Source organism: Micromonospora sp. KC606 (assembly GCF_004348675.1).
Taxonomy (GTDB): domain Bacteria; phylum Actinomycetota; class Actinomycetes; order Mycobacteriales; family Micromonosporaceae; genus Micromonospora.
In genome coordinates this window covers 32,723-59,433 of record NZ_SMKN01000018.1, presented here as the reverse complement: position 1 = coordinate 59,433, position 26,711 = coordinate 32,723, and the positions used below count along the sequence as shown (strand labels likewise).

Here is a 26,711-nt window from a genome sequence, read left to right as displayed (position 1 = left end):
CGGGTGCAGCGTGATGACCTTGGCCAGGACACGGTGCCGTCGGTCGCCGGTCCCTGCTATTCGTCCGATAAGAGAGCTTCGAGGAGTATTTGGAGTCTGGTCGCTTGAGGAACCGGTCCGCCTCGCGCAAGCGCCGAAGTCCATTGTCGAGCTTGCGGCCGACCTTCGCAGCCAGCGAGGCGAGGAATCGTTCGATCTTCGCGGGGGTATCGGCGCACTGCCGGACCACACTGCGCCTGGCGTGCTTGAGGACCTTGATGAACGACACTCGGTCGGGATTGATGCCGTTCTCCTCGGCCAGGCCCATGACGATGCGGGTCAGGCAGTGATGCACGACCAGATGCCCGCCGAACTCCGCCCGATTGGCCGGTGAATCGGGGGCATCCCAGTGCAGGACGCCGGCAGCGGCTATGCGCGCCTGGTCGCACGCCACTCCGGCAAGTGCCTCGACGTACCGTGCGACTCCACCGCCGACGGCACCCGCCTGTCCCCGTACACCTGCGGCGGCGGGCAGAACCAGCAGTTCATGCGGAGCGCGGATGAGCTTGAGTCGATAAATTGATCTCAGTGAGATAGGGGGTGAGTCCCTTCCGGAGTGCATGATCATAAAGCCTGACCTGCGGGAAGATAGGTGAGGATTTATGCTTGTTTGTCGCTGTGAACGTGGGGCGGCTCGGTGGCTGCTCGTCCGACCAGCACCCCCTGCGTCCCGGCCCGTCGGCGAGCACGCGACCGCCGAGGCGCAGGTGGCTGCGGATTCACGAACTGGCACGGCCCAGCGTCGATCCTGTCCAGGAGGTGGGTCAACCGTCCACCGTCGAGCGGGTGGGCGTCGTGGCGGCGGTTCCCCAATTGGCGAGCATGCGTAGGGCGGACGCGGAGGCAGAGCCGGGTTCGGCGTGGTAGGTGATCAGTGTCTGGTCGGGGTCGGCGCGAAAGGAGAAAACCTCGTACGACAGAGTCAGCTCGCCGACGAGCGGGTGGTTCAGTCGCAGCGGGCCGGGGTCCTTGAGACGTAGTTCGTATGTGGCCCACATGCGACGGAAGTCCTCGCTTTTGACCCCGAGCTCACCGATGAGGGCGGCCAGTTGTGGATCGTCGGGGCAGCGGCTGGCGAACAGGCGTAGAAGGCTGACGATGGTGGCCGCTTTGTCTTCCCAATCGACAAACAGGTTCCGTGCCGTGGGGGAGAGGAATGTGAAACGGGCATAGTTGAGTTCGTCTGGCGGCAGCTCGTTCCAGTTGCCGAACAGTCCTGCGGCGAGTCGGTTCCAGCCCAGGATGTCCGAGCGTTGCCCGATCACGTAGGCCGGTACGCCGTCGATGGCGTCGAGTAGGTGTTGCAGGGCGGGGCGCAGGCGCTGCGGCCGCGGGTGGGTGCCCTCGTTCTCGTCCGGCTTGGGCTTTGCCAGTTGTGTCATGTAGTTGTGCTCGGGGTCGGAGAGTCGTAGCGCGCGGGCGATGGCCTTGAGCACTTCGGCGGAGACGTTGTCGCTGTTGCCCTGCTCCAGCCGGGTGTAGTAGGCGACGGAAACCCCGGCAGCCTGGGCGACCTCCTCCCGGCGCAGCCCCGGCACCCGCCGGCGGCGGCCGAAGCCGGGCAGCCCAAGATCCTCCGGCTTCAGCGCGGCCCGGCGCGTGCGCAGGAACCGGCCCAGCTCCGTACGCCGATCGAGGGCACCAGGCGTCGGATCCCCCGAACGTATCTGATCGACCATGCCCCAAGTATGGCTGATCACGTCCGGAGCCTGTCTCTGCCAGAGGTAGGAAAACGGGGCGTAGTCAGAGGGCGGTCCGCAGATGTTCGGGTTGATTTATGCCTTGCGTCCGGTTTGAGATCTTCCAGCGGTTTGGGGACTGTACATAACGGCTGATCGACCGATCAAGGGAGAGACGCCAGATGACGACCGAACTCAGCTCGGGGCAGGAGCCGGTTCTGGCGCGAGAAGCGGAGATGGGTCTCGCGAGACCGACCTGGTTTGATGCCACGCGTCAAGGCACTCGCGGTGGGTGACCGTACCGGCGTCTGGGGGAAGGGCGGGTGTCTAACGACCTCGTGCGTCGCCACTTACCAGCAGGCATCCGATGGCAGCTCCACCCGTGAACGGTTAGGCCCTATCGCCGTACTGGCCTGTGCTCCTGCCGCATGGTAGCGACGGTCGAAGCTGGGCAACCCGAGATCCGATCGCCTGTGGTCGACCATGGCGTCCAGTATGCCGAGTTGACCACGTTCGTAGCCTGTTCCTGCCAGTAGTAGGAAAACGGTACGTAGCAAAAGCTTGCACTGGTTAGTGGTGGCGTGCCGGGGCAGGGTTGCTGTCATGTCCGGCCGAGCGGACGGTGTGCGGGGCAGCGTTGCTGCCACGTCCGACCGACCGGTCGCCGAGTTGGGTTCATGGACGGCCAGCCGTCCATGTCAAAGCGATTTATCGACGTGACGTCCACCAGGGGTCGGGTGTTGCGTCAGCCGGCTCGGTTGCGGCCACTGACGGGACCAGGTGTGGGTCGGGCGACCCACGTCGCGCCGGGCTTATCTGACCGTTCGACTGTTGGAGGCGCGATGAGCGCGACGGAAGACGCACCAGGACCTGCGGCCGGACAGGGTCGCGTTGACAGCGTGTCCCGCCGCGGCTTCCTCGCCCGAACCGCGGCCGCCTCTGCCGGTCTCGCGGTGAGTGCGCCGGTGGCGCAGAGCGCCGTTGCGGCGCCGCCGGCGACGGCTGCTCCGGCGATCGAGTCACCGGGCGAAAATCTGATCGATATCGCGCTGCGCGTGAACGGACGCACCGAGCGGCTGCGCATCGATCCGCGGGTGACCTTGCTCGACGCGCTGCGTGACCGGTTGCACCTTACCGGCACAAAGAAGGGGTGCGACCGCGGCCAGTGCGGCGCGTGCACGGTACACGTGGACGGCCGCCGGGTGCTGTCCTGCCTGACCCTGGCCGGTTCGGTGCAAGGCCGGTCGGTGACCACCATCGAGGGCCTGGCATCGGCCGGTGGCGGTGGCGGCGGCGGCCGGCTGCACCCGATGCAGCAGGCGTTCATCGACCAGGATGCGTTCCAGTGCGGATTCTGCACCTCCGGGCAGATTATGTCGGCGGTGGCCGTGGTAGCCGAAGGAAACGCCCGCTCTGACGCGGAAATCCGGGAGGCCATGTGCGGCAACATCTGCCGCTGTGGCGCGTACGAGAACATCGTCGCGGCGATCAAAGCCGCCCGTCACGGAAAGGCGGCCGGTTGATGCGAGCGCACGACTTCACCATCGCGAGGACGGTCGGGGAGGCGCTGTCACGCAGCGGCGACGGTTCGGCGTACCTGGCCGGTGGGACCACGCTGGTGGACCTGATGAAGCTGGACGTAATGACGCCGCAGCGGGTGGTGGACATCAACCGCCTGCCGATGCGTGGAGTTCACCGGGACCGGCGAGGGCTGCACATCGGCGCGTTGGAACGGATGAGCGACATCGCTGGCTACCCGCTGGTGAAGGCCGGTTACCCGGTCATCGCCGAGGCGCTGCTGGCCAGCGCCTCAGGGCAGCTTCGGAACATGGCCAGCATTGGCGGCAACCTGCTGCAGCGCAGCCGGTGCGGTTACTTCCGCGACACTGCGACGCCGTGCAACAAGCGGGAGCCGGGCACCGGCTGTTCCGCGCTGAACGGCGAGAACCGCATGCACGCCATCCTCGGCACCAGCAACTCGTGCGTGTCCACGCACCCCAGCGACCTGGCGGTGGCGCTGGTCGCGTTGGACGCGGCGGTCCAACTGCGGGACCGGTCCGGCGTTCGCACGGTACGCCTGGCGGACTTCTACCGCCTCCCCGGGACGACCCCGCACCTCGAACACGACCTGCGACCGGGCGAACTGGTCACCGGCGTGATGGTGCCTCGGCTCGACTGGGCGCGCCGTTCGACGTACCTCAAAATCCGTGACCGGACGTCGTACGAGTTCGCCCTGACCTCCGCGGCGGTCGCGGTCAATCTGTCCGGCCGGACCATCCGGGACGTACGGCTCGCGGTCGGCGGCGTGGGGACAAGACCGTGGCGGCTGCCCGCGGTCGAGGACGCACTGCGGAACCGTCCGCTGCGCCAGGACGTGGTCGAGGCCGCGGCGGCGCGCGCCGTGGCGGACGCGCGTCCGTTGGCGCACAACCGGTTCAAGGTGTCCCTGGTGCAGCGGACGATCGTCCGTGCCGTGATGAGTCTGAAGGGCTGAGCGATGTCCCAGCAGTCCCCGCTCGGGAAGCCGGTAAACCGGGTCGACGGCCGCCTGAAGGTCACGGGCGCGGCCGGGTACGCGTCGGACCATCACCCCGACCGGCTGGCCCACGGTTATCTGGTGTTGAGCACAGTGGGCCGGGGCAGTATCCGGTCGATGGACACCGCGGCGGCTCAGCGTTCCGCAGGTGTCCTGGCTGTCTACACGCCGTTGAACCCGCTGAAGCTGTTCAACCAGGGGGGTGGCCTATTCGGCCCGAACTGGGTGCCGTTGCAGGACACCGAGGTGCGTCACCACGGGCAGATCGTCGGGTTGGTGGTGGCCGAGACGTTCGAGCAGGCGCGGGACGCGGCCGCGCTGGTCCGGGTGGCCTATGACGCCCGGACGCCGGTGGCCTCGTTCGAGGACAACATCCCCAATGCCGCGGTCCCCGAGCCCTTCTTCTTCGGACCAGCCATCCAGGACTACCTGGCCGACGGGGTCGCCTCGATCGACGACGCGCTCGCCGCCGCCGAGGTCACCGTGTCCGGCAGCTACCGCCAGCCGATCAAACTCCACAATCCGATGGAACCGCACTCGACCGTGGCGGTGTGGCGCGATGGTCACGTGACCGTCTACAGCGGCACCCAGGCACCGGTCGGGCATGTTCAGGACATCGCCCGGTGTGTGGGGGTGGATCAGGCCAGAGTGCGCGTGGTTTCCCCGTACGTCGGCGGTGGCTTCGGCAACAAGGCGATGACCTGGGGGCACACGCTGCTCACGGTGGCCGCGGCGCGGGCCCTCGACCGGCCGGTGAGCACCGTGCTCACCCGGGAACAGATGTTCACCGTCACCGGGCACCGCTCGGCGGTGGCGCAAACCGTGGCGCTCGGCGCCACCCGGGACGGCGTACTCATCGCGGTGAAGCACGACGCCTACTCCAGCGCGTCCACCTCGGGTGCGATGTTCCCGTGGGGCCCCCACACCACGACGCTGCCGCTGTACCGGTCCGAGAACATTCACATCGGGCAGAGAGCCGTCACGCTCGACATACCGACGAGCACCATCATGCGGGCGCCGAATGAGGAGCCCGGCGCCTTCGCGATCGAAAGCGCCATGGACGAGCTAGCGGCCCGGCTCCGGATGGACCCGGTTGAGCTGCGGATGAAGAACGGCACCACAGTCGTGCCCGGCAACGGCCATCCATGGTCCAGCAAACACCTCGACGAGTGCTACCGCGTCGGCGCGCGGAGGTTCGGCTGGTCGCGGCGCAACCCGGTCCCCGGCAAGGTCACTTCTCCCGACAGGGAGTGGCTGATCGGCATGGGCATGGCCACCGCGATCTACCCGGCGGCGCGCTTCCCCAGTCAGGTGAAGATACGCCTGCAGGCGGACGGCACCGCCGGTGTTTCCACCGCCGGCGCGGACCTGGGCACGGGCTTGTGGACCGTTTTGGCCCAGCTCGGCGCGGACGCCCTGGGTATCCCCATGGATCGGATCAGGCCGGACATCGGTGACTCCGCATTGCCGAACAACACCGGAGCCGTCAGCTCCGCCTCGACGGCCGGCGCCGCATCGGCACTGCGGCTCGCGGCCGAATCCGTCAAGCGCGCGCTGATCCAACTGGCGGTCGAGAACCCGCGCTCACCGTTCCACGGCATGAACCCGCAGGACGTACGGTACGCCGACGGCGCCCTCACCGCCGCCGCTCGCAGGGTCAGCTTCGGCGATCTGCTGGAGGCGACCGGTAGCGCGGCCGTGGAGGCCACCGAGGGCGTCGGCTTCGGCGGCGACCGGCAGGGGTTCGAGTTCGCCTCGTTCGGCGCGCACTTCTGCGAGGTCCGCGTGAACCGCTGGACCGGCGAAACCCGGGTGAGCCGGTTCACCACCGTGGTCGACGCCGGCAAAATCATCAACCCCAAGACGGCACGCAGCCAGATCATCGGTGGGGTCATCTTCGGCATCGGTCAGGCGCTGAGCGAGGGCATCCAGGTGGAGCCGGCAACCGGCCGGTTCGCCAACGCCAACTTCGCCGAATACCTGGTGCCGGTCAACGCCGACGTACCGCCGATGGACGTGCAGTTCGTGCAGCACCCGGACACCGCCTTCAACTCCGAGGGCGTGCGCGGCATCGGCGAGTTAGGCACGGTCGGTGCGGCGGCGGCGATAGCCAACGCCGTCTACAACGCCACCGGTCGCCGGATCCGCGACCTGCCCATCACCCCGGACAAGCTGCTCTGACCGGGAACGCGTGCCTGGGCGTACCGGAGGTGTTGAGGGAGATGATGCGGGTTGCGTGAGGTGCTGGACGACCTCGGCGGGTGGTGGGCGGCCGGCCAGCCGGTGGGGTTGGCGACGGTGGTGGAGACCTGGCGCTCGGCACCCCGGCCGCCGGGCGCCACCATGCTGGTCGGGCCCGGCGGAACCGCGGTGGGCAGCGTCTCCGGCGGCTGCGTGGAGGGCGCGGTGTACGAGTTGGCCAGTGAGGTGGTCGCCGGCGCCCGGCCGGTGCGGCGGCGGTACGGGGTCAGCGACGGCGACGCGTTCGCGGTGGGGCTGACCTGCGGCGGGACCATCGACGTGTTCGTGGAGCGGGTGGACCGGGATGCCTTTCCGCAGTTGGGTGAGGTGATTCGGGACATCCGCGCGGGCGTCCCGGTCGCGGTGGTCACCTGCGTGGCGGCCGGCGAGCTGGACCCGGCCGGGCGGCTGGGGCGGCGGCTGGTGGTATGGCACGACCGGACTGCGGGGTCGCTCGGCACCGACCGGCTGGACGGCGCGGCGACCGACGACGCCCGCGGCATGCTCGCCACCGGCCGCACCGGCACCCTGCGGTACGGGTACGACGGGCAGCGTCGTGGCGAGGACCTGACGCTGTTCGTCTCCTCGTTCGCGCCCGCACCCCGGATGATCATTTTCGGGGCCATCGACTTCGCGGCGGCGGTGGCCCGCATCGGCGCTTTCCTCGGATACCGGGTGACGGTGTGCGACGCGAGGCCGGTGTTCGCCACCGCCAGGCGCTTCCCCGAGGCGCACGAGGTGGTGGTGGACTGGCCGCACCGGTACCTGCGGGCACAGGCGGACGCCGGGCTCATCGACGAACGAACGGTGACCTGCGTGCTTACCCACGACCCGAAGTTCGACGGGCCGCTGCTGGATGTGGCGCTGCGGCTGCCGCTGGCGTACGTCGGCGCGATGGGCTCCCGGCGTACCCACGAGCAGCGGCTGACGCGGCTGCGCGAGGCCGGGCTGACCGAGGCGGAGCTGTCCCGGCTGGCGTCGCCGGTCGGGTTGGACCTGGGCGGGCGTACCCCGGAGGAGACCGCGGTGAGTATCGCCGCCGAGATCATCGCGAGCCGGTGGGGCGGCACCGGGCAACCGTTGACCCGGCGGGCTGGCCGCATCCACCACGAGATGGTCTGACGCGTACCGTCTTGACCTCTACCTGTCCGGACGGTCGAGGTCGGTGCCGTCGGCGATGTCCTCGCAGGCGACCGTAAGCAGCCGACCGCGATGCTTGCGCAGGTAGGGCCGAGCCCCGACGTCGCCGACCGCGGCGGCCGCCACGCCAGGCCAGTGAGATCGGCCGAGCAACACCGGGTGGCCCCGCTCGCCGTGATAGGTGGCCACGACGAGGGCATCCGTCGAACTGTGGGCGCTGACCCGCCGCACGGCCGATGCGGTGACGCCGGGCGTGTCGACGAGGAGGACCACCACAGCTTGCGCGTCAGTTCCCGCGAGCGCGTCGAGCCCGACCCGCAACGAGGCGCCCATGCCTTCACGCCAGTCGGGACTGGTCACCGCCAGCGCCCCGGGCAGCTCGGCGCGCGCCAGCACCGTCTCCGCGGCGGCGCCGAGCACCACGACGACCGGTGAACATCCAGCCGTTTGTAGGGTCGCCAGCCCATGCTCGACCAGCAGCCGTCCGTCACGCTCAACGAGCGCCTTCGGCATTCCGTACCGACGCCCTGCGCCAGCCGCGAGTAGCAGCCCGCTGATGGTCGTGTACACCGTGCCTCCTACGTTGGCAGCCCTTACCCTTACCAGAGCGCAGCGGATGTCCGGACGCGGGGGACCCGGTGTATCTCGACATACTCTCCACGCCACTCGCGGTGAGGATGGGGGGCTGTCTCGCTAACGGCACCTCTCTTGTCAACCTGCCAGCAGCAGAGAGGTCTCCGTATCTTTGATCATGGTGCGGTAGACGACGTCGGACAGGCGTCGTTTCAGGCAGCGCATGGCTTCCTTGTGGGTTTTGCCTGCGGCTCGTTTGTGCTGGTAGTAGTCCCGACGCGGGTGGCCGCCGCGTTCACCGAACTCGCCCGAGCAATCTGACCAGTGCCCGCTGGAGCGGCTCGGCATGCCCACCGATCCAACAACGCAACAGCGCCTGCGGGCGCCGATCAGGTGCCGACGCGGCGTGTCTCGTAGGCCCACATGACGATCTCGACGCGGTTGCGGGCGTTGAGCTTGCGCATCAGGGCGGCGATGTGGGTCTTGACGGTGCTGAGGCTGATGGACAGCTCATCGCCGATCTCGCTGTTGGTCCGGCCGCGAGCGGCAGCCAGCAGGACCTGTTCCTCGCGAGCGGTCAGCGGCTCGACAGGCTCAGCTGGCACCGAGCGCGAGCGGCTGTTCGCGAAGGAGGACAGGAGCCTCGCGGTGATGTTCGGTGCGATCAGGGCGTCGCCGCGGGCGGCGGCATGGATGGCCTGGGTGAGCATCTCGGCGCCGGCGTCCTTGAGGAGGAAGCCTCGGGCGCCTGCCTTCAGCGCGCCGTAGACGTACTCGTCGAGGTCGAAAGTGGTGATGACGACGACGGCCAGAGGATCGGCGACGTCGGCCCCGGCGAGCTGGCGGGTGGCTTCGATCCCGTCGACCTCGGGCATGCGGATGTCCAGCAGGCACACATCGGGACGCAGCGAACGGGCCATGGCGATCGCCCGGCGGCCGTCGGCGGCCTCGCCGACGACGGCAATGCCCGGTTGGGCCTCCAAGATCATGCAGAGCCCTGCCCTGACGATGTCCTGGTCGTCAGCGACCAGCACACGGATGGTCATGACGCGCGCGCTGTCCGAGGCAGCGAGGCGTCGACGCTCCAGCCCCCGTCCGGGCCAGGTCCCGCCCGGAGGGTGCCGCCGAGCAGGCTCGCCCGCTCGGCCATGCCGCGCAGCCCGTAGCCGGCGTGCGGGGAGCTGGTCGTACTCGCCTTGCCGTCATCGCGCACTCGCAGGTGCACCTGGCTGCGGGATGCGGTGACGTCGACGGTGACGTGGGTGGCGCCGGAGGCGTGGCGGGTCGCGTTGGTGACCGCCTCGGCGGCGATCAGGTAGAGGGCGGTGCTGACTGCTGGCTCAACGGCCTCGACGTCACCGGAGACCTGCACGCGGACGCCCAGCACCTCGCCGCCGGGACGAGCGAGTCGTTCGACGTCCATCACCCCTCGCCGGGGGGCGAGATCGGCGTCCGTTCCGTCGCGCAGCACGCCTACGAGGGCTCGCATCTCCTGGAGCGTCCGGGATGCCTCTTCCTCAATGGTGACCAGGGTAGCCAGCGCGCGCTTCGGATCTGCGGCGGACAGCGCGCGACCTGCCTGTGCCTGGACGGCGATGGCCAAGACGCGGTGGCCGACCGTGTCGTGCAGCTCGCGGGCGAGTTCGTTGCGCTGGTGAAGCCGCACCTGCTCGATGTCGCCTTCGTGGCTTCTGGTGCGGTAGCGCACTGCCGCGCCGAGCGCGGCCGAGAACAGGAAGAAGCCGTAACCGGCGACCTTCTCCGCGGGTGAGGTCGGGTCCGCGATGAGGGTGACGGGTAGCCAGATGAGGATGATGCCGAGTCCGAGGGCAGCCTCGCGAGCTGCTCCCCAGCGCAGCAGGGCGTAGGGCAACACAAGCAGCCCTGCGATGCCCAGCAGACCGGTGGCATCAATGACCGCGATCCTCGCGATGTCGAACGCGAGAACGGCTCCGAAGGCAACGGTGACTGCGGCCAGCGGCCGCGTGCGTCGCCACAGCAGGCACGCCGCGACCACGACGCTGACACCGACCAGCAGCGGCGCCCACGCCCTGTCGTCGCGCAGCAGTACCTCGACGAGCGAGATCGCGACAAGAGCCGAGGACAGCGCCCAGTCCCGCCAGACCCGCACCGGCGGGCGTGCGGGGCGAGGCTCAGCCAAGATCCCAGCACGCATGCTTCCCCCTCCCGGACAACGTGAGGGGGCCGCCGCTCGGGCGGATCAGCCGAAAGTACTGCGGATGTCCCGCGCCTGCGGCCAGGACCGCTCGAGCCCGCAAGCGGATGTGGCGCCCGTCAACGCTGGTCATGGTTAAGACATCGAGTGAGCCGACCCGGCTGACGCCAGCAAACAGGAGACGTGATGACCAGAACCGACAGACCAGCCGGGGCGCTCCAGGAAGCGCACATCCCGGTCCAGGCGAAGCTCGCCGCAGCCTGGGCCAGCTTCATGTTCCTCTACATCTACGTCGACTACCTCGCCCTGTACAAGCCCGGCTTCATCAACGACATCCTGGTCGGCGTCGTTCATGAGTTCGACACCGGCCCAACCTTTGTCGCCCTTGCGCTCACGCTCGTGGCCATCCCGATCCTCATGATCCTGCTCTCCACGACACTCCCCGCCCGTGTCAACCGCGCCACCAACCTCGTCGTGGCGACGCTCTTCATTCCCGTCTCGGTGTACAACGCGGAGGGCGAGTCCTGGACCTACTTCTACTTCTACGGCCTCTCCATCGGACTCGAGCTGCTGCTCCTGGCCTTCATCCTGCGCGCCGCATGGACCTGGCCCCGGAGCATTCGAGCCACCGCCGGCCGCGACCCCGCCCAGGCCCGGGTGTGACGCCAGCGAAATTCGGGTGTGCGTCATGAGCGCCGTGGACGAATTTCGGGCCACCGAGATCGGGTCGAGTACGGCGGCGAGGCTGCGACTTCGTCGAGCACAGGGACCCGGAGATCCGAAAGGCCTCGGTCACGCTGGCTTCACCGCTCGCAGCCAGCGCAGTGCCGATGTCCTGTAGCGGTCGGCTGTGTCTACTTCTCGACTCTCCCGCCACCACCAGGATCGGTAGCGTGAAGGTCTCCGGGCTGCTGGGAGGTGTCTACAGTCATGAGTCAGACCGGCCCCGATCCGGGCGGTTCGGCCAGCCTCTACCAGTACTTCCTCCTATTTCTATCCTGGCTGGGTTTCGGGCATCCAAATTGGGCTCCGTGGTTGTTCGCGACGCTGGTAGCGGCAGGGATGTTGCTGTCGCTGGCACCGGTCTTGCGGGCGGCGGCTGCCGCCATCCGCTACGTCAAGGGATGGGTGGAGCGCCGCCGCGATCCTCGTCGGGCGCGGCGACGGTCGCTGTTCGCCGATCACCTCGAGGGCCAGCTGCGTCGGCTGGACGAGAAGGAGGAGTGGCGCGACCATCGGTTTGCCCGGCTTGAAGCCGAGGTGGAGATGGAAGGACGCCAGCATCGTCTTCTGCCTCGGTGGATCCATCGCAGGCGCAACGTTCTTCGGCGGGAGAAGTCTTTGTCCCGTGCCCTCCAACGCAGCGACGAGCGGCTGGTCATCCTGCAGGGCGAACCAGGGTCGGGAAAAAGCGTCGCGTTGCGCAACGCCGCCCGGGCGCTGGCCACGCGGGCTATGCGCCACCCGAGGGTGGACAGCCGCATCCCCCTGTACGTGAATTTGAAGGAACTGCGTCCCGTTGACGGGCAGTTAGATGCCTACACCATCCAATTGTATGTGCTGGACCAACTAAATAGAGCCAACAGCCGCGATGTCGAGCAGTTCCTGTCCGACGAGTTCACGCGCGGCATGCACGACGGCACCTGGATTTTTCTATTCGACTCATTTGATGAAATACCGGACGTTCTCACCGCCACCGAACTCGATGCAACAGTGGGCCTGTACGCAGACGCCCTCTACGACTTCCTGCACGGGATGAATGTAAGCCCGGGTGTGATCGCCTCCCGCGAGTTCAAAGGGCCGCGTCGCTTCGGATGGCCCCGATTCACCGTCCAGCGCCTCACCGAAAGGCAGAAGCGGGAGCTGATCCGCAAGGCCGACCTGCCGCCAGACGCCGAGGCCCAGGTGTACGCAGCCCTGGCTGGCGCTGATCCAATGGTCACGCGCCTATCAGGCAACCCGATGCTTTTGGGTCTACTCTGCGAGCACGTCCGGACAACCGGCTCCTTTCCAGCCTCCTCACACACCATCTTCGAAACCTTCGTGCAGAGCCGACTGGAACGGGACCAGGAACGGATCGAGCGGCGCTACTCGGTCAATCCCAGCGACCTGCGGGCGGTCGCCGAGGAAATCGCTTTTCGGCTCACCGCGGAGCCCGGCGTCGGGCTGATCCCGACGCGGGCACAGGTAGCCCGACTGCTGGGTGACAGCCATGCCGTCGGTCAGCCGGTCAACCCTGCTCGACTGGACCTGTTTCTCGACGCGCTGGAGTACGTCAAGCTCGCCCAGGCTCCGGAGGGTGGAGGCTCGGGCAGCGAGAGGCCCTTCACTTTCACGCATCGCCGGTTCCAGGAGTACTTCGCTACCTGCGTGGTCATCAGGGAGCCGAACCGGGTGCCCACAGAAACGCTGCTTCTCGACGGCCGTTGGCGAGAGACCGCCGTCGCCATGCTGCAGACCCAAGACAGCCAGGCCGTAGCGGCGATGGTGTCCGAGGCCCGCCGGATCCTCGCACACGGCCTTGAGAACGCCGAGCCCTCAACCCACGCCGCAGATGCCAGTTTGGCCGAGCCGCCGGAGTTTGAGTGGCCCCCCAACAGCCTGTACCTCTTAGACCTCTTGGAAACCGGCCTCGCCGGGCGGCCGGAGGACATTCCCGAATCGCTACGGGTCACCGTGACAACGCTGCTCCTTGCTGCCTGGGCCTCTCGCCGTCGGCACTACCAGCTGTGGGCTGTGCAGGCGACCCCCCTAGCCGAAGCGTCGGCGGCCGAGGCGATCCTCGAGGAGTCGTTCGCATCAGAGAGTGTGTTGCTACGGGGCGCCGCCTACCGGCACGTCGGCTGGCTTCCGACAGTGCCGGCACGACTTCGCCGTCACATGCGACTGGCGCTGATCGACCAAGCCGCGCAGGGACGCTTGCTGCTCGACTGGCCCACGGTCCGCGCGCAGTTGTCCCGCCTGAACGAGCCTGTTTCGGAGCTGCACGCCGCGCGCCTGCTCCGGTGGACCCCAGTGGTGGCCGGTTTTCTTGTCACGCTCGTCTTCGTTTCCGGTGCCCTTTTTCAAGGCTCTGGTGAGCGGATAGGTTGGGCAACCGGATGGTTGACAGCCATCAGCGTGGTAGGCGCTTTCTGGGTACTCAACGTCGGTTTGGCGAGGGGGAACGCCGCGAGGAGTATGCCCTCCGGGTCCTGGACTACAAAAGCAGCCATCGACACCGGAGTCAGAGCCCTGGCGGTTTTCGTGGGAATCGGGATAGCCCTCGCTGCAAGGGGTGGCCCTGCACGACCGGCGGAAGGGAATTGGGCTTGGGGAGTGGTTTTTCTCGTCGGGTCGTTCTACGCCGTGATTTGGCCGGCAAGTGCACACGCCGCAGTGGCCTGGTGCACCGATGCCCGGCTGCGTTCCTGGCCATTCTTGCCGCTGGATGTCTTGCCGGCCGCTGTCATGGCGTTTTTTCGGATCCGATGGCGCCGGCAGATCAAGGGTATCGCCGGGGCGGCCGCAGCAATTGCTGTGGTCCCCTATATGTTGAAGGCTTCGTTATGGCTGGAAACGTCCTATCCCCGTGCCGCGATAGTTGTCAACTGGGCTTGGTACCTGCTTGCGGCGGCGCTTGGGATACTGCTGATCACCAACTACGTGATCCGGCGGCGGGGTGACCGTCGACGCCTTCTGGCGGCTTCCTCCCAAGCCAACCTAAACGCTGAGATGCTGGTTCAGTTGGTCAGGGAGTTACGCTCCGACAGCGGCTTACGACTTCTGATTGACCTGACCCGCCGACAGCGCATCGACTGCACGGCCGACGCGGTGCTCGTCTTCGACGAGCTGCTCCTCCACGCGGCGCGCCGCAAAATGGAGCTGTCGTCTTTACCATACTGGCGCCGACAACGTGCCACTCTCCGATGGCACCCTTGGGCGCGGCCATCTACTGGCTACATCTCTGAAAGGACGCTCGATGAACTAGCGAGGCTAGTCGCGGAGCGCACGAAGTTGACAACCACCACCAGCCAACCGTGGCTGACGCCGAACAGGCAGCGAGACCCAGACCGCGACGAGACAGGAGTGACCACTGATCGTGTGTGAGCCCTGAGCGGGCGCTGGCCGCGCCACCCTCGGCATCGACGTCGAAGCCGTCACCAAGACCCGCAGGCCAGAGGGTTCTCTGTGGTCAAACTTCGATGGGTCGTCGAACGCAGCCTCGGCTGGATCATGCTTCACCGACGCCTCGCCCGTGACTACGAAGTTCTACCCGTCAGCATGATCCATGTCGCGATGATCGACAACCTCGCCAAACGCCTCACCGGCGAAACCACCCCAACCTGGCGAGACACCTAAATCCCCATAACCGATGAAGGACGTAAATCAGACGTCCTCTTAACACGACAACCCAGGCCAACACAGCACCTGCACGAACGGATAGCCAAGCTACGGCAGGAGAACGAGGAACTCCGACTGCACCTCGCCCTTTACGAGGAACACATCCGGCGGCTGACCATCGACAACAACCGCCTCGACAGGATGCTGACGCAGTCGAGCAACGTGACCAGCCTCGACGGTCGCCGGCAACAGCAGGACGGCAAGCGGTGAACGCACCACCCAGTGGCGTACTCGGGGGCTCACGAACCCAATCCGCCTGGCCAAAACCGGCGGTGATGAGCTCGCCTTACCGGCCGTGGGATTGGTCGCCGCGCAGGGTGGTGACGATGCTCGTGATCGTGGCAACAGGCTTGCCGTCGCTGCGGATCACCTCGCACGTGTAGTGGGTGATGGTGCGGCCGGCGTGGGCGGGGCGGGCGGTGGCGCGCAGCGTGTCCTGCCAGACCGGGCGCAGGAACACCGCCCGCAGGTCGATGCTGGTGAACGTCTCGTCCGGGCCGACGACGGTGGAGTGGGCGGTGCCGATAGCGGCGTCGGCGAGCTCGACGATCAGGCCGCCGTGCACGGTGCCCTGCTGGTTGCCATGGACCGCCGGATCAGCGTCGATCTCCACCGTCGCCGATCCGAGGTCGACCTCGACCAGCCGGAGGCCGAGGGTACGCGAAATCGCTGTCGGGTAACGGAATCGGCACTGCTCGGCCCCGGTGGCGGTGCCGGCGATCTGCCGGCGCAGAAGCTCAAGAACCGGCAGCTGGCGACCTCTGACAATCATGAGACGGCACGCTACGGACCACTGGTTAGGACAATCAAGAAATTGTCCTCGGTACAGTCAGCCACATGCGCTCCTACCAGGAAGTCGCCAACGCGCTCGCGGCACAGATCCATGACGGGCATCTGGCACCGGGGCAGCGGCTGCCCACCCATCGGCGGCTCGCCGCGCAGTGGGGCATCGCGGTGGCGACCGCCACCCGGGCGATGGCGGAACTGAAACGGATCGGGCTGGTCGTCGGTGAACCCGGTCGGGGCACCTTCGTCCGCGACCAGACGGTGAGGCTGGTGCCGGCCGAGTACGGACCCGGCGCGGACACCGTCTGGGCGGACCTGTCATTGACCCAACCACTGTCGCCGCCTCGGGCGCGACTGCTGCGCTCGGCGCTGCGACAGCTCGCCGCGGCCGGCGACCTGGACGCGGTGCTGCGGCAGCAGCCACCCGGCGGCCGGCCTCAAGACCGGGCGGTCACCGCCGCGTTCCTGGCCACTCACCGGATCGACGCCGACCCGGACCGGGTCTTCCTGACGGGCGGCGCCCAGCACGGGCTCGACCTGGTCGCCCGCGCGGTGCTGGCGCCCGGGGACGCGGTCGCGGTGGACGCGCTCACCTATCCCGGGTTCAAACTGATCGCCCAGACCCACCGGCTCAAGCTGATACCCATCCCCGCCGGCGGGGAAGGCCCCGACCTCGCCGGGCTGGCGCAGCTGTGCCGGCGACGGCGGATCCGCGCCATCTATACGATGCCGACACTGCACAACCCGCTCGGCTGGGTTCTCGACTCGTCATCCCGCCAGCGGCTGGTCGCCGTCGCCCGCGACCACGACCTGGTCCTGATCGAGGACGCCGCATACGCATTCCTCGCCCACCCGGCACCGCCACCACTGGTCACGCTGGCCCCGGAGCGCACCTTCTGGGTCTCCAGCCTGTCCAAGAGCGTGGCCGCCGGCGTGCGTTTCGGCATGCTTGTCACACCCGTCCCAGCCCGGCCGGTGATCGCGCACGCGCTACGGGCGAACCTGGCCAGCCTGCCCGGCCTCGTCACCGCCCTCGCGGTGCGGTGGCTGGGCGACGGCACGGTCACCGCGCTGGAGGCGGCCAGCCGACACGCTGCCGAACAACATCAGAGCGTGCTACGCCGCCAGCTCGGTGACCTCCCGGTGACCGCCCATCCCAGGTCGTACTTCGCGTGGCTAGCCATCGACCCAGAACAGCGGATGGACCGGGTCGCCGCCGAACTTTCCCGCCGCGGGATCCGCGTCAGCACCGCCGACATGTTCGCCACCACCCCCCATGTCCCACACGCGATCCGGATCGCGCTGGGAACACCGACCCCGGAGCAGCTTCCAGCCGCGCTCGCCGCCCTCCGCGAGGCACTGAACACCGTACAGATCTGACGCGTAACGAAGGGTTGGCGGGTTCGGGCCGGCAAGTGTCGATTATGTCCGCTGTGGACTTTCCAAGGAGCAATCAGGCACACCAGTGCGGGTAGCGCCTGCACTCGAGAAGCTCACGTCCGTCGTGGATGCGGTCCGGGAACGGACCTTGTTGGCTTGCTGATGCGGTCGGTGGGGAAGGCTCGGTCATCGGCGTCGATCGCGAGTCTCGGATGCTGGAGGAAGCACGGCAACGGATGACTGACCGGGCGAACGTGGAGTTGCTCCTGGGTGATGTCCTTGACCTGCCGATACCTGACGACAGCGTCGATCGCGCGCGAGTGGATCGTGTCTTGCAGCACGTGGCCGACCCGGCGAGGGCTGTGGGGGAAGTGCGCCGGGTGCTTCGTCCTGGAGGGCTTTTCGGTATGGCCGAGCCGGATTGGGACACCCTGGTGGTCGCCGATCAGGATCTCGGTACTAGCCGGCAGTTCGCTCGCTTCGTCGCGGGCCGGGTGCGCAATCAAACGATCGGGCGCGAGTTGGTTCGCCTGTGCGTCCGAGCTGGCTTCCGCATCAGATCCGTCGAACCGGTTGCGGTGCTGTTCCGTGACTTCGGCACGGCGGATGAGATTCTCGGATTGCGGCGCAACTCTGCCCGGGCGAGGGAGTGTGTCGATTTCGGCTCTGGCTCACTCTCGGTGAGGAGCTTGCGGCTGACCAGGCGTTTCAGCTTGGCGCGGGTGCCTTCGACGTGTTTCGGGAGCGGTTCGATGTCGAGGGCGAGGCAGATGTCCTTGGCGCGCATCCCGGTGGCGGACGCTTCCAGGACGGCGAGGATCTGCTGGTAGGCGGAGCTGGTTACGGTCGGGTCGTCGGCGGTGAACTCGGCCGCGGTCAGCATGCGCAGGGTGTGGCGGTTGGTCACCAGGTCGGTCAGTTCGGTGTCGACGCGGGCGAGTTCGCTGGTGAGTGCGGTGATCTGGGCGTGGATCTGATCGGCGTTGCGGCGTGCGGTGGTTTCGCGTTCGCTGATCAGGCCGAGGACCGTGTCGAGGTGCATCGTGGCCTACTGGTTTCGCCAGGTCCGGGTGCTGGTGTCGGTCAACCGGCGGTCCACGGTCGCCATCGACGCCCATAACGTGCGCGATACTGATGACTCGGGCCGGATCTCGTACTCGCGGACCAGCCGCCGGTGCAGCATCAGGGTGCCGAACGTCTGCTCGACGATCCACCGCTTCTTGACCGGCACGAACCCGGGCAGGCTATCGGATCGCTTGACGACCTCGATGTCGATGCCCAGGACCGCGTTATGAACGGCGAAGTCCTGCTTGAAGCCCGCGTCGACCCAGGCATGGGTCACCGTCGGGACATGCTCGGCGACCCTGTCGAGCAGCCGGATCCCGATCGCGTTGTCGGTGACCGACGCCGCGGTGACCACGACCGCGATGATCAGCCCCAACGCGTCCACGGCCAGTCCTCGCTTGCGGCCCGGTACCCGTTTACCCGCATCTTTTGCCGGTCGTGGCGGCAGGGACATGGTTCGCGGCCTTGATCGACTGGGTGTCGACCGCGACCGTGGACGGGTCCTCGCGACGGCCGGCCTTCTCCCGGGCCTGGCAGCGCAGCAGGTCATGAATCGCGGCATCGGTGCCGTCGTCACGCCACGCGGCGAAGTAGTAGTAGGTCACCGGCTTCTGCGGCAGGTCGTGCGGCAGGTACGCCCACTGGCAGCCGGTCCGGTTCTGGTACAAGATCGCGTTCACGATCTCCCGGAGATCCTGCTGGCCGCGGCGGCCCGCGACCGAGACCCGCCTGGCTCGCCAGGCGTCCAGGAACGGGCCGATCAACGCCCACTGCTCATCGCTGACATCGCTCGGATACGGCTTGCGCTGACTCATACCGGCCCAACGCCCAAGCCCACGAACAGGACCGACCGCCACTCACTTTCATGCCATCGAGTGATCACTATCCACCACGAACCCGCAGAATGACCTCCAAACGGAGCCAACGACATAGATCCAACTAAACGTCTGTAACCGCCCTCTGAGAGGGCGTTCGATGAAATGCTGTCACGGTATAACCTATTTTGCGGCGTATCCCATTAATTCGATTCGCCCTTTGAGTAGCTATATCGTTCCGTCTTGGCGGCCGAGTTGGCGCCCGCTTCATCTGGATATGAGCTGCAGATTCCGTCTGACGTAGACCTGACCCTGAATCGCCGCCTGTGTCGACTGCAGCCCTCACGGATCCGTCCAGAGTAGATCTCTGTCATGACCGCTCGCCGCGCCTACCCCAGCGACATCTCCGACGCCCGTTGGGCACTGATCGGACCGACACTGCTCGCCTGGCAGCAGGCCCGCCTCGACCGGCGACCCACCGGCGAACCGGCCCGCACCGACTCCGGGAGGTACTCAACGCCTACGTCAACCGGACCGGCATTGCCTGGAAATACCTTCCCCATGACTTTCCGCCACACACCACGGTTTACTACTACTACGCCGCCTGGCGCGACGAAGGCATCTTCGCCCAGCTCAACGTCGACCTGACCGCCCTGGCCCGCGTCAAGGCCGGCCGCGATCCGCAGCCCACCGCCGCGGTCATCGATACACAGAGCGTGAAGACGTCTACCAACCCGCCGACCACGACACAGGGAACCGATGCCGCGAAAAAGATCGTGGGACGCAAACGCAGCGTAGTCACAGACACCCTGGGGCTACTGCTGGTGGTCATCGTCATGGCCGCGTCCGTGACCGAGAACCGCGCTGGAATCCAGGTGCTGGACCAGGCCAAAGACGCATACCCGACCATCGCCAAGACCTGGGTGGACGCCGGCTTCAAGAACCAGTTCATCGAGCACGCCGCCACGCTGGGTATCGACGCCGAGGTCGTACCGCGCAAGACCGAAACCAGAGGCTTCCACGTGGTCAAACGGCGCTGGGTGGTAGAGAGGACTTTGGGCTGGCTGATGCTGCACCGCAGACTCGCCCGCGACTACGAGACCCTGCCGGCCAGCTCCGAGGCCATGATCCACATCGCGATGATCGACAACATCAGCCGCCGCATAACAGGCGAAGCCACACCTACCTGGCGAGGCACATACTAGTAGATCAAGAACAAATCGAACGCCCTCTGACAGCGTCCGAGCGCTTCGCGGCATGAGAGTACGTTCTATCACGGCTGCGCGACCGGCTCGGGATTCTCTTCGGAAAGGCCGCTGAGTCTGGTTGGGGTCGACGGAGTTGTGGATACGAGAGGTCGATGCGCTCGGGAATCGGCTCCACCGTCACGCCCTTGCTTACGGCTGGAAGTACTCCGACATCAGGTGGCTGACCCATTCCGGCTGTTGGACGTTTACCGGCAGGAACTCGGTCATCGTTGGCTTCAGGTCGATGACGGGGGTGCCCGAGATCGCGTCGAGGCCGACCACCGTCAGTTTGCGGCCGCGCACGGATTCGATGGCGCAGCACGTCACTCCGATGCGGTTTGGTCGGCGGGGGCCGCGACCGGCGAAGATGCCGACGGGCGGGAGGTCGGCGCGGCCGCGGTTCGGGCGGGGTTCGCGGTAGTCGTCGTGCTCTGGGAACTGGTCGAAGATGAAGAGGACTTCGACGTGGGAGAAGCCCTCCATGCCTTGCAGGCACGCGTCGCCGAAGCGCTCGTCGATGGTGATCGTGCTGCGGACGGCACCCCAGTGGTCGGTGTGCTGGACATCCGTTCTGTCGTTTTGGACCGTACCTATCGGATCGATCTCGAAGCTGGGCATGGAGAGAGGTTGTTCCCTTCAGTGAATGCGATCTTCGGCCGAAGCGGCGTGACACGTGGTCACGCGACGAGCAGGAGCACGCTGATCGCCACCATTACCACGGCGGTGGCCCCGTGGACGCCGTAGGCGGCCGCCTTGGGCCCGTTGCTGCGCAACACGATCAGGGCGTCACCGGCGGGGATGCCGGCGGCGGCCAGCATGAACCAGCCCAGCAGGTGGGGTGTGGCTCCGGCCAGCAGGATGAAGATGAAGAGCCCGGAGGCGATGTCGCGCACGGCCTTGACGGTCAGCCAGGCCTGGAAGGTGCGGTCTTCGGTCGGCGTGTCGGGGATGCCGAAGCCGGCTGCGGCCCGCGGCGCCCGGAAGGCGTTCACGCCGATGAAGATGATGCCTGCGCCGATCAGTCCGGCGAGCACGTTGGCGATGGTGGTGAGCATGGGCGGCTTCCCCCTTGGTGACAGCAGCGTCTTTCTAGCGACGCTAGTTGCGGTAGCGACGATAGTTTGTCTTCGGCAGGATGTCTAGCGTTGCTAGGATGTCGTCATGTCCGCCATCAGCGAGCGCCGCGAGCGTGAACGTGCTCACCGTCACCAGCTGATCATCACCGCCGCGCGGGAACTCGCGGAGACCGAAGGCTGGGATGCGGTCACGACACGACGGCTGGCTGAACGCGTCGAGTACAGCCAGCCGGTGCTGTACAGCCACTTCAACGGCAAGGACGCCATCGTCAGCGCCGTCGCCCTGGACGGATTCAGCGAACTCGCCGCCCACCTGCGCCACGCACGGCAGGCGGCCCCTGAACCCGGACGCGCCTTGCGCGCCGTCAGCCACGCCTACCTGGAGTTCGCGGCCGAGCGACCCGCCCTTTACCAGGCCATGTTCATCCTGCCCACCGACCTGAAGTTCGCGAGCACCGAGACGCCGGCCCCGCTGCGGGCTTCGTTCGACGAGTTCGTCAACTGTTTTCACCCGGACAACGAGCGACGCGAGCTGTTCGCCGAAGTCATCTGGAGCGCCTTACACGGCATCGCCGTCCTGTCGGGCAGCGGCCGCATCCCCCCGGACGGGCAGGAGGAACGCCTCGACCTCCTCATCGCCCAGATCGCCGGCGCCCGATAGGAGCGACAACGCCACAAAAGGGGGCTGCTGGCAAAAGGTCCATCCCGGTGACGGCTTACATCTGGCCGGTAGCGGTGTTCACGGTCGATCAGGTGAAGGTGCTCACGCCGCGTCGCGCCGTGCAGCAGGCGTGGCGCGAGCAGCGTACTCACCGTGGGGGGCGTCAGTTGATCGTGACGGCGGAGGTTTGGCTGGGGGTCATGGGACGATCACCACGCCGCCGCGGGCGCCGCCTTGGGCCAGCCGGTCGTGAGCGGCCGCGGCGTCGGCGAAGGGGTACACGCCGGCGACCCGGAGCGGGATGTCGCCGCTGGTAACCAGTTTGACCAGTTCACCCAGCCGCGATCCGTCCGGTAGCACCTCCAGCGCGAAGGTCCGGATTCCCCGCACCGGTTCCGGGCGAAGCGGAGGCGACGCGGCCACGTAGCCGCCGCCGTCGCGGATGAGGCCCAGCAGCGAGGCACCGATCACCGCCAGGTCGATGACCGCATCGAACGTCCCCGTCGGGTCGTCGGAGCGCGACAGGAATGCCGCACCCAGCGACTCCACGAACGCACGGTCGTCGGTTCCGGCGAGTCCCGTGGCGTGCAGGCCGGTCGCTCGGGCCAGCGCCAGGACGAACCCGCCGACCTGCCCGGCGGCGCCGGTGACGAGCACGGTCGAACCCGCCGGGAGCGCGAGCAGGTCGAGGGCTTGGGCGGCGGCGAGGCCGTTGGTCGGCAGGGTCGCCGCCTCGGTGGCGGGGACGCCGTCGGGCGCGAGGGCCAGCCAGGCGGCGTCGAGCACCACATACTCCGCGTGGGCACCGACCGTGGTTTGCAGCCATGGCGAGAAACCGATGACCTCGTCGCCGATCGTGAACTGCTCGACCGCCGGGTCGACCGCGTCGACGGTGCCGGCCACATCCCAGCCGGGCGTGTACGGCAGACCGGTCGGCAGCGGGGCCGGGAACCGACCGGAGCGGATCATCAGGTCGACTGGGTGGACGACGGACGCGGTGACCCTCACCCGTACCTGCCCCGGCTCCGGCTCGGGCACCGGCACGTCGGCCACGTGCAGGACCTCTGGCCCGCCGAACTGTGCATAGCTGACTGCGCGCATCGTTGTCTCCTTGGTGGACTCTCGTGATCACCAAGACCGTACGAATCAGCGGGCACCATGAGAAAGTAGGTACCGCGAAGTGCCTAGGGCACCGGTGGAGGACAAGATGGCGACGACGACCGCAGCACAACGCCGCGAACAGGCAAAACGCGACTACGACGCGTTCCTGGAACGGTGCCCGACCCGCGAGCTGCTGAGCAGGCTCACCGACAAGTGGGTCGCACTGGTGATCCCAGCCCTCGCCGACGGCCCGCAGCGGCACAGCGAACTCGCCAACCGCATCGCCGGCGTCAGCCAGAAGATGCTCACCCAGACCCTGCGCACGCTGGAGCGCGACGGCCTGGTCACCCGCACGGTCACCGCCTCGGTACCGGTCCGCGTCGACTACGAACTCACTCCGCTCGGCCACGAACTGTTTCCGATCATGATCGCGATCAAGAACTGGGCGGAGACGCACATGGACCGAGTCTTCGACGCACGCGCCCAATTCGACGAACGCCCCTAAACCTCCTCAGAGACGGCGCAACATGTCCGCTCATCGACATGTCCGTGCGTCAGCCGCCCACCTTACCGTGACGCTACGAAGCGCGCGGATCGCGGCATGTCCGTGCGTTTCCCGCCTGTCGTGGCGTCGGGGGCGCGGGATCTGGGTGGTCCTCTCGCGTGGCGTGGTCGTCGGATTCTCGCTCGATCTAGCCCGATGTGGCTGGCACGATCGCGGGGTGAGCGACGGACTAGCGCGTGCGCGCGCCGATCTCGCTGCTGGTCGCCCCTGGAAGGCACGTGACCGGCTGAACGGCGTCTTGGCGCATCGCCAGGATCACGAGGTGCTCGACCTTCTGGCAACGGTTCACTACGGGATGCAAGACCTGCCCGCCGCGGGTGCTCTGTGGTTCGTCCTTGGCCGCGACGACGAGGTAGCGCAACGCTCGATCTCGGCCTGGTTGGAGCAGCACCGGAATGACATCGCACGTTGGCACAGCATCCCTGGCCCGGTCCGACGCACAGCCAGCACCGAGCCGCTGGAAGGTTTGAGGCGAGCGGCCGTGCAAGCGGACAAGGGCGGAACGCGGGACATTGGGCCGGTTGGCGAACCCAGCGAACGGTGGGAGGGGATCGTGTTCGGGGGCTGCGCCATCACTGTCGTTGTCTGGTTCCTAGCGATGGTGGGCATCGGGATGTGGACGGTCTTCCGGTGGATCCCTGTCTTCGAGATGCCGCAGCTCGCGCCTCTGGCACCTGTCGCGTACGACACACTGGCGGCCATCCGCAAATCGGCACGACCGGGCGCCGTGTCTCTGCCCTCCTCGGTCACGTACTGTGACGCCCGCTCGGCGGCAGATCAGTGCGCCGCCATACGACCGAAAGGGCTCGCGCTACGGCAGATACTTGAGCCGGCGAGTCGCGGCGTGCGGATTTATTCGGGTACCGAGCAGGGTGCGGTGGATCGGCCGGACCGCCACGGTGCATGGGTATCTCCAAGCTCCTGTGAGCATCGCCAGGGACGGTGACCCCGGCCAAGGGGCGGCGATAAGGCAGATTTCATCCTGACGGACCGGTCTGTCGTGCGGCGGGAGGGATACGGGGACAAAGTGGTTGCCTCCCGGGCACTCGTGCGAAAGGTTTCCCGCATGGATGAGACGACGCTCGCCAACCGCACCGCTTGGGACAAGGCCTACCAGACGCAGCAACTCCACGCTTACGACGAGATGTTGGCCGAGGCGGCGACCGGCGTCACGCTTGTCGCCAGCGAACGCGAGCTGCTTCAGGACATCCTGGCGGAGTGGCCCGTGGTAGTCCACCCGCAGAGCGGCAACGGGCAGGATGACATCGCCTTGGTCCAGGCTGGCGCTCGTGAGGTGATCGGGGTCGACTACAGCGAGACCGCGGTCCGTGCCGCGCAGAGGCGCGCAGACGATCTTGGCGTCGCCTGCCGCTATGTGATCGCTACGGTCCCCGGCGTGCCGCTGCTCGACGGCTGCGCCGATCTCGTCTACACGGGCAAGGGTGCCCTGATCTGGATGCCCGACATCGATGCCTGGGCCGTCGAGATGGCCCGCCTGTTGCGGCCCGGCGGTCACCTGTTCCTCCACGAGGGTCACCCGGCTACCGAGCTGTGGACCTGGGATCTGGACGAGCCGCGCATCCGATCCGACCGCAGCTACTTCGGGCGCTCTTTCGTCTGCGACGACTACAGTTTCCCAGCGAATGGGGCTGTCATGTGGCAGTGGACGCTCGGTCAGACCGTCACCGCAGTCGTCAGGGCCGGTCTGGAAGTGCGGCGCCTCGAGGAGTATGCGGAACCGTTCTGGCGCATGGGTGACATCGACGCGGCCGCTTTCCGCGGTCGGCTCCCGAACGCATTCGCACTGCTGGCTAGTCGCCCCGCCGCGTCGTGAGCCAGGTATCCCGAGGGGATCCCGACAGCGCATTCTCATCGGCAGGACCGCCCGTCGAGTGTCGCCTGGCCAGATACTCAACGTGACGCACCATCGGCGGCAGATGAGGATGCTTCACCGGAAGTCGTTGCGAGGCCCTGCTGAGGGCGCAGCCTGCCGATACAGAAATGTCGCGGGAGGTCCGCGCGGCACGGGCCGCGGCGCGGCCGGCGGGCTGGGCCGATGATCTAGGTTGGCGTCAGTCGACGCGCGGGGGATACATGACGGTTTTCGGCTGCAGGAGCTGCGACGCCGCTCTGACGGTTCCGGTGTCGAGGGTGGCGCTGCCCGTGCACGCGGACCAGAAGTACGGGAACGGGCCGGGATCGCTCGCGCCGGCACTGGAGCCCGGCACGTTCGCGGTGAATCCGCTGCCCTCTGGTTCGCCATGGCGCCGGTGGGCCGAACTCGAAGCCGGTGAGGCCGAGGCGCTCGGCTGGTACGCGCCGAGGTTCAGGATCTCCACCGGGCCGGTCGGCCGGGTGTTGCTCGCCCCGGGGGACGTCCGCGGCGCCGTCATCGACCCGGCGCTGGTCGGCGACTCCGCGTGCTGTGGCCTCGACGGCGGCGAGCCCAACATGGTCTGCGTCACCTGCGGCACGCCGGTGGCCATCCGGATCGACGACTGTGGCCTACGACAGGCAATCTGGCTGGACCCGCTGACCACCCGCGTAATCGAGGACGGTCCCGGCCCGCACCCGGTGCTCGGCTGGGCGGACCTGATCGACCAGCGGCCCGGTATCCCGCCGTCCGAACCGGACGGCGGCTGGCACCCGATGTGGGCGGCCACCGCAGCCTCGGCGCTGGCACACTTGCTGGCTGCCTCGGGCGGCGACCCGATCCTGATCCCCGATCACCAGGTCGCCGAGGTCTTCCGGCCCACTCTCGACCGTCTCGTCGGCCCGGTCGGCACGGGGCCGGGGCGCACCCTCGTCCTGGCCGGGCCCGGCCTTCCGGACGCCGACGTCGACTTCGCCCTTATCCCGGAACATCCGCAGACCGGCGAACTCTGGCCGGTGGCCCCGCCGGTGAAGCCGGTCCCGCTGGCCTGGGACGCCTGGCGGCACCTCGCGTTCCACCAAGCCCCGAAGCCGGGCGGTCGGTCCCGATCCCGCCGGAGGCCCTGCCGGCACTGCTCCCGGGCTACCGGTTCGAGCCCGACGGCCAAATCTTCCTCAGCGTTCTGGCCCGACTGCCCGAGGTCAGGCAGCCACGGTTGCGTGCCATCTACGAACGAAGCCGTCCCTACAACTACACGGTCTACATCTTCTGACCGCCTGACTCGCCGTGATAGCGCCCTCCTTCCGGCGGGTTCACTCTCATCGGCTACAACCGGGGCGCAGGGCGCTGCCCTGCTTGGTCACGTACGGTGATG

Annotated in this window: 23 protein-coding genes and 5 pseudogenes; 17 read left to right on the top strand and 11 right to left on the bottom strand. The window is 67.5% G+C overall.

Going from position 1 to position 26,711, the window contains the following annotated elements; translation table 11 throughout:
- Window positions 1-241: 241 nt before the first annotated feature.
- Together E1193_RS33695 and E1193_RS07270 are read left to right on the top strand one after the other, a co-directional pair.
- Complete coding sequence (locus E1193_RS33695) at window positions 242-373, top strand: hypothetical protein (protein ID WP_279433302.1); 132 nt, start codon at window positions 242-244, stop codon at window positions 371-373.
- A 15-nt stretch (window positions 374-388) separates the two neighbouring features.
- Window positions 389-562: an RICIN domain-containing protein gene (locus E1193_RS07270; protein ID WP_347877014.1), complete on the top strand. Its 174-nt coding sequence runs from the start codon at window positions 389-391 to the stop codon at window positions 560-562.
- 241 nt (window positions 563-803) lie between these two features.
- Here E1193_RS07270 and E1193_RS07265 read toward each other — a convergent pair whose 3' ends face one another.
- Window positions 804-1,718 (bottom strand): helix-turn-helix transcriptional regulator, encoded by a 915-nt coding sequence (locus E1193_RS07265; protein WP_132181459.1) that lies wholly within the window; start codon window positions 1,716-1,718, stop codon window positions 804-806.
- A gap of 1,034 nt (window positions 1,719-2,752) precedes the next feature.
- Between E1193_RS07265 and E1193_RS07260 the strand changes: the two genes are divergently transcribed.
- Genes E1193_RS07260 through E1193_RS07245 form a run of 4 tightly spaced genes read left to right on the top strand, consistent with a single transcriptional unit; the run spans window position 2,753 to window position 7,617 of the window.
- Window positions 2,753-3,241, top strand: a complete 489-nt coding sequence (locus E1193_RS07260; RefSeq protein ID WP_243707358.1) for a (2Fe-2S)-binding protein — start codon at window positions 2,753-2,755, stop codon at window positions 3,239-3,241.
- Window positions 3,241-4,212 carry a xanthine dehydrogenase family protein subunit M gene (locus E1193_RS07255; protein WP_132181455.1) on the top strand — a complete coding sequence of 324 codons (972 nt, stop codon included), beginning with the start codon at window positions 3,241-3,243 and terminating at the stop codon, window positions 4,210-4,212. The genes E1193_RS07260 and E1193_RS07255 overlap by 1 nt, the downstream gene beginning before the upstream one ends.
- A gap of 3 nt (window positions 4,213-4,215) precedes the next feature.
- A complete protein-coding gene (locus E1193_RS07250; protein WP_132181453.1) occupies window positions 4,216-6,435 on the top strand; it encodes a xanthine dehydrogenase family protein molybdopterin-binding subunit in 2,220 nt (739 codons plus the stop codon).
- A gap of 60 nt (window positions 6,436-6,495) precedes the next feature.
- Window positions 6,496-7,617, top strand: coding sequence for an XdhC family protein (locus tag E1193_RS07245; protein WP_347877015.1), 1,122 nt, complete (start codon window positions 6,496-6,498; stop codon window positions 7,615-7,617).
- 18 nt (window positions 7,618-7,635) lie between these two features.
- Here the strand turns inward: E1193_RS07245 and E1193_RS07240 are convergent, their stop codons facing one another.
- The 4 genes from E1193_RS07240 to E1193_RS07225 all read right to left on the bottom strand — a co-directional run bounded on the left by E1193_RS07240 (window position 7,636) and on the right by E1193_RS07225 (window position 10,384).
- Complete coding sequence (locus tag E1193_RS07240; protein WP_132181449.1) at window positions 7,636-8,205, bottom strand: nucleotidyltransferase family protein; 570 nt, start codon at window positions 8,203-8,205, stop codon at window positions 7,636-7,638.
- 141 nt (window positions 8,206-8,346) lie between these two features.
- Entirely contained in the window at window positions 8,347-8,556 is a 210-nt protein-coding gene (locus E1193_RS07235; RefSeq protein ID WP_207922606.1) for a hypothetical protein, read from the bottom strand.
- Between the two features lie 41 nt (window positions 8,557-8,597).
- A complete protein-coding gene (locus E1193_RS07230; RefSeq protein WP_132181447.1) occupies window positions 8,598-9,254 on the bottom strand; it encodes a response regulator transcription factor in 657 nt (218 codons plus the stop codon).
- The gene (locus E1193_RS07225; protein WP_132181445.1) at window positions 9,251-10,384 is read right to left on the bottom strand and encodes a sensor histidine kinase; all 1,134 of its coding nucleotides are present in this window, start codon (window positions 10,382-10,384) and stop codon (window positions 9,251-9,253) included. Before E1193_RS07225 ends, E1193_RS07230 begins: the two co-directional genes overlap by 4 nt.
- A gap of 186 nt (window positions 10,385-10,570) precedes the next feature.
- Here E1193_RS07225 and E1193_RS07220 point away from each other — a divergent pair, with 186 nt between their 5' ends.
- The 3 genes and pseudogenes from E1193_RS07220 to E1193_RS07210 form a co-directional block, all read left to right on the top strand.
- A complete protein-coding gene (locus E1193_RS07220) occupies window positions 10,571-11,047 on the top strand; it encodes a DUF6326 family protein (protein ID WP_132181443.1) in 477 nt (158 codons plus the stop codon).
- Between the two features lie 267 nt (window positions 11,048-11,314).
- Entirely contained in the window at window positions 11,315-14,473 is a 3,159-nt protein-coding gene (locus tag E1193_RS07215; RefSeq protein WP_132181441.1) for an NACHT domain-containing protein, read from the top strand.
- Window positions 14,474-14,495: 22 nt separating this feature from the next.
- A pseudogene (locus E1193_RS07210) lies at window positions 14,496-14,725 on the top strand (IS5/IS1182 family transposase); the annotation flags it as partial.
- A 328-nt stretch (window positions 14,726-15,053) separates the two neighbouring features.
- On the opposite strand, the gene E1193_RS07205 reads toward E1193_RS07210, so the two are convergent.
- On the bottom strand, window positions 15,054-15,539 hold the full coding sequence (locus E1193_RS07205; protein WP_132181439.1) for a PaaI family thioesterase: 486 nt from the start codon (window positions 15,537-15,539) through the stop codon (window positions 15,054-15,056).
- Between the two features lie 65 nt (window positions 15,540-15,604).
- On the opposite strand from E1193_RS07205, the gene E1193_RS07200 reads away from it, so the two are divergent.
- Both E1193_RS07200 and E1193_RS32990 read left to right on the top strand, forming a co-directional pair.
- Window positions 15,605-16,933 (top strand): PLP-dependent aminotransferase family protein, encoded by a 1,329-nt coding sequence (locus tag E1193_RS07200; protein WP_132181437.1) that lies wholly within the window; start codon window positions 15,605-15,607, stop codon window positions 16,931-16,933.
- A gap of 128 nt (window positions 16,934-17,061) precedes the next feature.
- Window positions 17,062-17,304 (top strand): annotated as a pseudogene (locus E1193_RS32990) (methyltransferase domain-containing protein); the annotation flags it as partial.
- A gap of 131 nt (window positions 17,305-17,435) precedes the next feature.
- Here E1193_RS32990 and E1193_RS07190 read toward each other — a convergent pair.
- The gene (locus tag E1193_RS07190) at window positions 17,436-17,975 is read right to left on the bottom strand and encodes a hypothetical protein (RefSeq protein ID WP_243707360.1); all 540 of its coding nucleotides are present in this window, start codon (window positions 17,973-17,975) and stop codon (window positions 17,436-17,438) included.
- 6 nt (window positions 17,976-17,981) lie between these two features.
- Window positions 17,982-18,813 (bottom strand): annotated as a pseudogene (locus tag E1193_RS33930) (IS5 family transposase).
- Between the two features lie 372 nt (window positions 18,814-19,185).
- Here E1193_RS33930 and E1193_RS07180 point away from each other — a divergent pair.
- Window positions 19,186-20,018, top strand: a pseudogene (locus tag E1193_RS07180) (IS5 family transposase).
- A 192-nt stretch (window positions 20,019-20,210) separates the two neighbouring features.
- Here the strand turns inward: E1193_RS07180 and E1193_RS07175 are convergent.
- Window positions 20,211-20,678 carry an SAM-dependent methyltransferase gene (locus tag E1193_RS07175; RefSeq protein ID WP_132181435.1) on the bottom strand — a complete coding sequence of 156 codons (468 nt, stop codon included), beginning with the start codon at window positions 20,676-20,678 and terminating at the stop codon, window positions 20,211-20,213.
- 59 nt (window positions 20,679-20,737) lie between these two features.
- Window positions 20,738-21,115, bottom strand: coding sequence for a DUF4267 domain-containing protein (locus E1193_RS07170; RefSeq protein ID WP_132181433.1), 378 nt, complete (start codon window positions 21,113-21,115; stop codon window positions 20,738-20,740).
- 106 nt (window positions 21,116-21,221) lie between these two features.
- Between E1193_RS07170 and E1193_RS07165 the strand changes: the two genes are divergently transcribed.
- Window positions 21,222-21,797: a TetR/AcrR family transcriptional regulator gene (locus tag E1193_RS07165; RefSeq protein ID WP_132181431.1), complete on the top strand. Its 576-nt coding sequence runs from the start codon at window positions 21,222-21,224 to the stop codon at window positions 21,795-21,797.
- A gap of 198 nt (window positions 21,798-21,995) precedes the next feature.
- Here E1193_RS07165 and E1193_RS07160 read toward each other — a convergent pair whose 3' ends face one another.
- Complete coding sequence (locus tag E1193_RS07160) at window positions 21,996-22,898, bottom strand: NADP-dependent oxidoreductase (protein WP_132181429.1); 903 nt, start codon at window positions 22,896-22,898, stop codon at window positions 21,996-21,998.
- Between the two features lie 106 nt (window positions 22,899-23,004).
- Between E1193_RS07160 and E1193_RS07155 the strand changes: the two genes are divergently transcribed.
- The 4 genes and pseudogenes from E1193_RS07155 to E1193_RS07140 all read left to right on the top strand — a co-directional run bounded on the left by E1193_RS07155 (window position 23,005) and on the right by E1193_RS07140 (window position 26,609).
- Window positions 23,005-23,403 (top strand): helix-turn-helix domain-containing protein, encoded by a 399-nt coding sequence (locus tag E1193_RS07155; protein ID WP_132181427.1) that lies wholly within the window; start codon window positions 23,005-23,007, stop codon window positions 23,401-23,403.
- A gap of 217 nt (window positions 23,404-23,620) precedes the next feature.
- Window positions 23,621-24,409, top strand: a complete 789-nt coding sequence (locus E1193_RS07150) for a DUF6584 family protein (protein WP_132181425.1) — start codon at window positions 23,621-23,623, stop codon at window positions 24,407-24,409.
- A gap of 120 nt (window positions 24,410-24,529) precedes the next feature.
- Window positions 24,530-25,297, top strand: a complete 768-nt coding sequence (locus tag E1193_RS07145) for a class I SAM-dependent methyltransferase (protein ID WP_132181423.1) — start codon at window positions 24,530-24,532, stop codon at window positions 25,295-25,297.
- Between the two features lie 260 nt (window positions 25,298-25,557).
- Window positions 25,558-26,609, top strand: a pseudogene (locus E1193_RS07140) (hypothetical protein).
- The last annotated feature ends 102 nt before the right edge of the window (window positions 26,610-26,711 follow it).

Excerpts from the sequence above, each read along its gene's own strand:
- E1193_RS07265 (WP_132181459.1), bottom strand. The coding sequence starts at position 1,718 with ATGGTCGATCAGATACGTTCGGGGGATCCGACGCCTGGTGCCCTCGAT.
- E1193_RS07255 (WP_132181455.1), top strand. The coding sequence starts at position 3,241 with ATGCGAGCGCACGACTTCACCATCGCGAGGACGGTCGGGGAGGCGCTG.
- E1193_RS07250 (WP_132181453.1), top strand. The coding sequence starts at position 4,216 with ATGTCCCAGCAGTCCCCGCTCGGGAAGCCGGTAAACCGGGTCGACGGC.
- E1193_RS07235 (WP_207922606.1), bottom strand. The coding sequence starts at position 8,556 with ATGCCGAGCCGCTCCAGCGGGCACTGGTCAGATTGCTCGGGCGAGTTC.
- E1193_RS07230 (WP_132181447.1), bottom strand. The coding sequence starts at position 9,254 with ATGACCATCCGTGTGCTGGTCGCTGACGACCAGGACATCGTCAGGGCA.
- E1193_RS07225 (WP_132181445.1), bottom strand. The coding sequence starts at position 10,384 with ATGCGTGCTGGGATCTTGGCTGAGCCTCGCCCCGCACGCCCGCCGGTG.
- E1193_RS07220 (WP_132181443.1), top strand. The coding sequence starts at position 10,571 with ATGACCAGAACCGACAGACCAGCCGGGGCGCTCCAGGAAGCGCACATC.
- E1193_RS07215 (WP_132181441.1), top strand. The coding sequence starts at position 11,315 with ATGAGTCAGACCGGCCCCGATCCGGGCGGTTCGGCCAGCCTCTACCAG.
- E1193_RS07205 (WP_132181439.1), bottom strand. The coding sequence starts at position 15,539 with ATGATTGTCAGAGGTCGCCAGCTGCCGGTTCTTGAGCTTCTGCGCCGG.
- E1193_RS07200 (WP_132181437.1), top strand. The coding sequence starts at position 15,605 with ATGCGCTCCTACCAGGAAGTCGCCAACGCGCTCGCGGCACAGATCCAT.
- E1193_RS07190 (WP_243707360.1), bottom strand. The coding sequence starts at position 17,975 with ATGCACCTCGACACGGTCCTCGGCCTGATCAGCGAACGCGAAACCACC.
- E1193_RS07175 (WP_132181435.1), bottom strand. The coding sequence starts at position 20,678 with ATGCCCAGCTTCGAGATCGATCCGATAGGTACGGTCCAAAACGACAGA.
- E1193_RS07170 (WP_132181433.1), bottom strand. The coding sequence starts at position 21,115 with ATGCTCACCACCATCGCCAACGTGCTCGCCGGACTGATCGGCGCAGGC.
- E1193_RS07165 (WP_132181431.1), top strand. The coding sequence starts at position 21,222 with ATGTCCGCCATCAGCGAGCGCCGCGAGCGTGAACGTGCTCACCGTCAC.
- E1193_RS07160 (WP_132181429.1), bottom strand. The coding sequence starts at position 22,898 with ATGCGCGCAGTCAGCTATGCACAGTTCGGCGGGCCAGAGGTCCTGCAC.
- E1193_RS07155 (WP_132181427.1), top strand. The coding sequence starts at position 23,005 with ATGGCGACGACGACCGCAGCACAACGCCGCGAACAGGCAAAACGCGAC.
- E1193_RS07145 (WP_132181423.1), top strand. The coding sequence starts at position 24,530 with ATGGATGAGACGACGCTCGCCAACCGCACCGCTTGGGACAAGGCCTAC.